This is a genomic window from Zwartia vadi (genome assembly GCF_030410375.1).
GTDB lineage: Bacteria > Pseudomonadota > Gammaproteobacteria > Burkholderiales > Burkholderiaceae_B > Zwartia > Zwartia vadi.
In genome coordinates, this window is the sequence record NZ_JAUHHE010000030.1 from 1 (window position 1) to 4,498 (window position 4,498).

Consider the following 4,498-nt stretch of genomic DNA (forward strand, 5'->3'; position numbering starts at 1 on the left):
TGATTCCCGTTGTTTGCAGAGGAACTTTTCCTTTCCCTGATTGTGTTGATGACTCGTTGCGTTGCCTCAGAGAACGTGACATGCAAAGTGTGCTTCTTTGTCTTCTCGTCGAAATGGACTGTGGTTGTTTACCGTTGACCTTAATCTGAGGTCAGGGGAAAGTGGTCTCAATACAGGAGATATCGTGAGAACGTTTGACACCATCACATTACATGTCGGACATGAAGTACAGGTCGAAATCACCCCATTGGTTCGGGAATCCATCGAACTTGCTCAGAATGCAATTGCACTTGGGTCAACCAAAATCGATTCAGTGCGTCAAATTTACCCAAAACTATCATCACAACCCAGAGAAACCATCTGGTACGCAATCATTCATGGTGTTGATTTGTCTAGTCGTGGTGCCGTCACCTACTACTACAACATGAGACGTGAAATGAAACATCATTGAATTTACGGATGTAATCCCGATTGTTTCATTCAGCAGAACGATCCATTCCATATTGAATACCTTAAGATGGAATACAACGGATTACTGCTTTTGAATCGTATAAATACCTTTTGGTGTTACCCAAGAACGAGGATGTCGAGTCCAAATCTGATCCCCACGTTCTAGGTAACACCGCCATGGACTCGGCAATAAAGGATCAGTAATGAGTAGTACATCAATTACCACACAAGTATCGGTATCTGTTTACGAAACGCCTCCAGAATTAGGAGCAACGCCAACAACCTTCACACTCGCTGAAGATGATTTTTGGCAACCATCTCCTGACGAAGCAAAAATGAAAGGGATGATGTCAACACCCTATTTGATTGTTGGGTTTGATACAGAATTTAAGACACCTGATTACCTCGTGAACCCACAAGATGTTGCAGCTGGGATAGCAAAATACCGTGTTCTTTCTTACCAGTTCCATGCCAAGACAAGCGATGGAAAAGAATGGCAGGGGATCTGCTGTACGGAAGGAGATGAAAGGATCACGATTGCTGAATTCATGATCTTTATATTGGGCAAAGGTGCCAACGAATATGAAATCAAAGAACTCCCAACAAACATTTTCCTTGTAGGTCATTTCACCAGAGCTGACATCCCTGCATTTGAAGATTTCAAATCACAGACAGAATATCTGTCTAGCGTTCGTAACACCTTTCTATCAATTGAGCAGTACATCCCGATTCAATTAAAGTCATCAACTGATGATGTCGTAAAGCTTAAGATCATCCTACGAGACACCATGTTGCTTACACCACAAGCATCAAAAAGCTTAAGAGCAATTGGTGATCTTGTAGGACATCCAAAAGTGCAATTAGATCCAGATCCAGTAATCCACAAGAATTTGATTGAAAGAATGGATGAAGTTCGTCGAGATCGTTGGGAGATCTACAGACAATATGCTTTGATGGATGCAACGATATGTGTACGCTACATCGAGAAAATCATTGATCAATACGAAGCTGTAACGGGGAAGAAGAAAGTTCCCGTGACACTCACATCAATTGGTGTCGACTTATTGCTTAAAAGTTGGGCTGAGGATCTTTGTATCGATCATTTGTCTGCTCTTGGTAAAGAAAAGATTTCCAAGTCTGTTTTCAATAAAAAGAGTGGGCATTACACCCAAAAGAAGGTTGAAGTCGACATTGAGGAGCTGTCGCATCATATCCCGTTCATTACAGAGTGTTACCACGGGGGAAGAAACGAACAAAACTGGTTTGGTCCAGGTTTAGATGATAATTGGATTGACATCGATCTTGCGAGTGCATATCCAACCGCAATGTCATTGATCGGACTTCCTAATTGGAAAGCTATTCGAGAATCCATAAAATTAGATGACTTCACACCAATCACGTTAGGTTTTGCATGGGTTGATTTCAAGTTTCCCGAGGGAACTCGATACCCAACCCTACCAGTTCGAACAGATAATGGATTGATCTTTCCGTTGGAAGGAACTTGTTATTGTGCCGCACCAGAGATTTTTGTAGCCAAAGAGTTGGGTTGTCGGATACAGATTCGACGTGGTGTGATTATTCCAACTGATCAATCAATACCAATCTTTGGTGAGTTCATCAAAAAGTGTATTGAAAAGCGAAATATAGCGGGTTCAAAAACACTCGAAGGATTGTTCTGGAAAGAGATCAGCAACTCAACATACGGTAAAACAGCTCAGGGGTTACATAAAAAACGTGTCTATGACATGCGAGATCAAGATACTCGTCCCCTGCCACCCAGCAGGATTACAAATCCATGCTTTGCCGCATACATCACGTCCTTTGTACGGGCAGTGTTGGGTGAAATCATGAATTCAACTGATAAAAACTCGATTGTTTTTAGTTGTACTACAGATGGATTTATCACCAATGAACCAAAGGAAAGAATACCAAATATCTCTAATGGAACAATATGCACCATCTATAGCGAAGCACGTAAGTTACTTACGGGTGATGAGCAAATGGTAGAGATCAAACATGAAATCAGACAACCTCTAGGTTGGAGAACTCGGGGGCAGGCAACACTTCGACAGCAGGAGTCACTGTTAGACGATCCAATGGGGATTGTTCTTGCGAAGGGTGGATTATTTACTAGACCTGAGTCTGAAACAACGGCACAACAAAACAAAGAAGTGATCGAACAGTTCTTCAAACGCCAGCCCGATACGATGATTCGAGTGCAGTCTTTAACTGGGATTCGGGATATCGTTGAACATGATGCCGATCTTGTTCCCAAAGAGATCAACAAACGATTGAGTATGGAGTACGACTGGAAGCGACAACCAGATTATGTTGATACAAACACTGAGTTCGACCACATTTACTTCTCAACAAGACCCTGGAAAAATGTAGATCAATTCAAACAAGTTCGATTGATGTGGAACGAATACACAAAAGGTGATCCACATTGCATCAAGAATCGTGAGAATTTCGATGAATTTGCTGATTACGTTGAGTGTCGAGCGTTATCACCTGAGAAGGCAAAGTATCTTCGTAAGGACAAACCAGATATTAATCGTTTAAGACAAGCACTTTGTTCGGCTTGGCAGCATGAGGAAGCAGGTATCAAGCAACCCAGAAGCATGACAGCTCGAAAGTTTGCAGAGTTGTTGGAATCAATGGGTATTCCATGCAAAAGAGCGGATGTTGAAAACGGGAAGAAAAAACCTTTTGAACCACACACCTGTCCACCAACAACAACAACCATTCGACTGTTGAATCAGGTCAAACAATCTTTTCCGAAACTCAAGATGAATATGTTGTTGATGAAGACAAAAAACAGGGATTCCGTTACGATTCGGTTTTGAAGGGTTCATGTAGTTGGGGATTGCATCCCCAACAGACTTCGTCTCAATCCTGTATTCAAACTGGAAATCACAACAGATCAAGATTCAGTAGGACATTAGCTTCAGTAAAAGTTTCGACTCTCCACCCATAGAGCACTTTTACTGAAGCACAGATATAACCCATTGATTTAATTGATGAATTTTAAATCGATAAAAATAAATCACATCAATTAAATCAACAAACAACACTCAAAAACGACTACTTCAGTAAAGGTTTCGTTTCTCCACCCATAGGGTACTTTTACTGAGGTTACACGAGGCTTATCTTCTTAAAAAGAGATCCAGTTTGGGTTGAGAACTTTAGAAAAACTATTAACACATAAGATGATACATTTCTTAAGAGAATGTGTTTTATATCACTATCCTGAGATACTTATATTGTGATGAACAAGCAATAAAACATCACAGTATTCAACAACTTAGGGGATAAAAGTGAATCAAAAACCTCAGGCTCAAACCATTGTTTTTTACGGTACCAAAGAACAAGTAGATTTGTTTGTTAATAATGAACTTGATGAAAATGGCTCGTTTTCAGTTGAAAGCGTTATCAATGGACAGCCAGTAGAAATTTGTGTCAAAACGCAGCGGAAAGATGATGAGCACGGCTCTTATATAAAGCTGGAATATGTTGCTGAGGATAGGGTTGCGCCTCTGTTTGCTGCCTATCTCATGGAGAGTACGGATTACATGAAATCAATTGCCAAAATTCGTAACTTTTCAGAACGAAAGGAAACAATATTTCGGTATGCTGAGGGAAGCATTCAAGACTACATGGAAATGACAAATGTAGAATACAAAAATGGCAGAGCCTATGGAGAAGTATCCACAGCTGAGCTGTTTATAAAGGAAGTATTCAAGGACAACACCTTGATGACATCTTTCAGATGGGTTGGTATACCAATCTAAAAAATTAGCAATTATGTAGCGCACGTGGGACATGATTAATCATGTCCTTTTTTTTTATGAAAATTTTAATCTTTACTAGCAGAATTAATGGGTCAAAAAAAGTAAGAAACTGTTAACACATAACAAGTACTGACCTGTCCGGGAATTTCCTACCAGTGGTAACTAGAAATTCTGGCCTGGGTTGTTAATTCATTAGTCAGTGTTCCCACGAATTCTCGAGGGGTCAGGTAGTTCAAACTGGAATGGGGTCGGATTTC

General features: G+C 40.5%; 3 protein-coding genes. All 3 read left to right on the forward strand.

The window, feature by feature from the left end:
* The first annotated feature begins 184 nt into the window (after positions 1-184).
* The 3 genes from QWY27_RS15110 to QWY27_RS15120 all read left to right on the forward strand — a co-directional run bounded on the left by QWY27_RS15110 (position 185) and on the right by QWY27_RS15120 (position 4,241).
* Positions 185-451 carry a hypothetical protein gene (locus QWY27_RS15110; protein ID WP_290199265.1) on the forward strand — a complete coding sequence of 89 codons (267 nt, stop codon included), beginning with the start codon at positions 185-187 and terminating at the stop codon, positions 449-451.
* Positions 452-653: 202 nt separating this feature from the next.
* Positions 654-3,296 carry a DNA polymerase gene (locus tag QWY27_RS15115; protein WP_290199266.1) on the forward strand — a complete coding sequence of 881 codons (2,643 nt, stop codon included), beginning with the start codon at positions 654-656 and terminating at the stop codon, positions 3,294-3,296.
* A gap of 471 nt (positions 3,297-3,767) precedes the next feature.
* Positions 3,768-4,241 carry a hypothetical protein gene (locus QWY27_RS15120; protein ID WP_290199267.1) on the forward strand — a complete coding sequence of 158 codons (474 nt, stop codon included), beginning with the start codon at positions 3,768-3,770 and terminating at the stop codon, positions 4,239-4,241.
* Positions 4,242-4,498 lie beyond the last annotated feature (257 nt).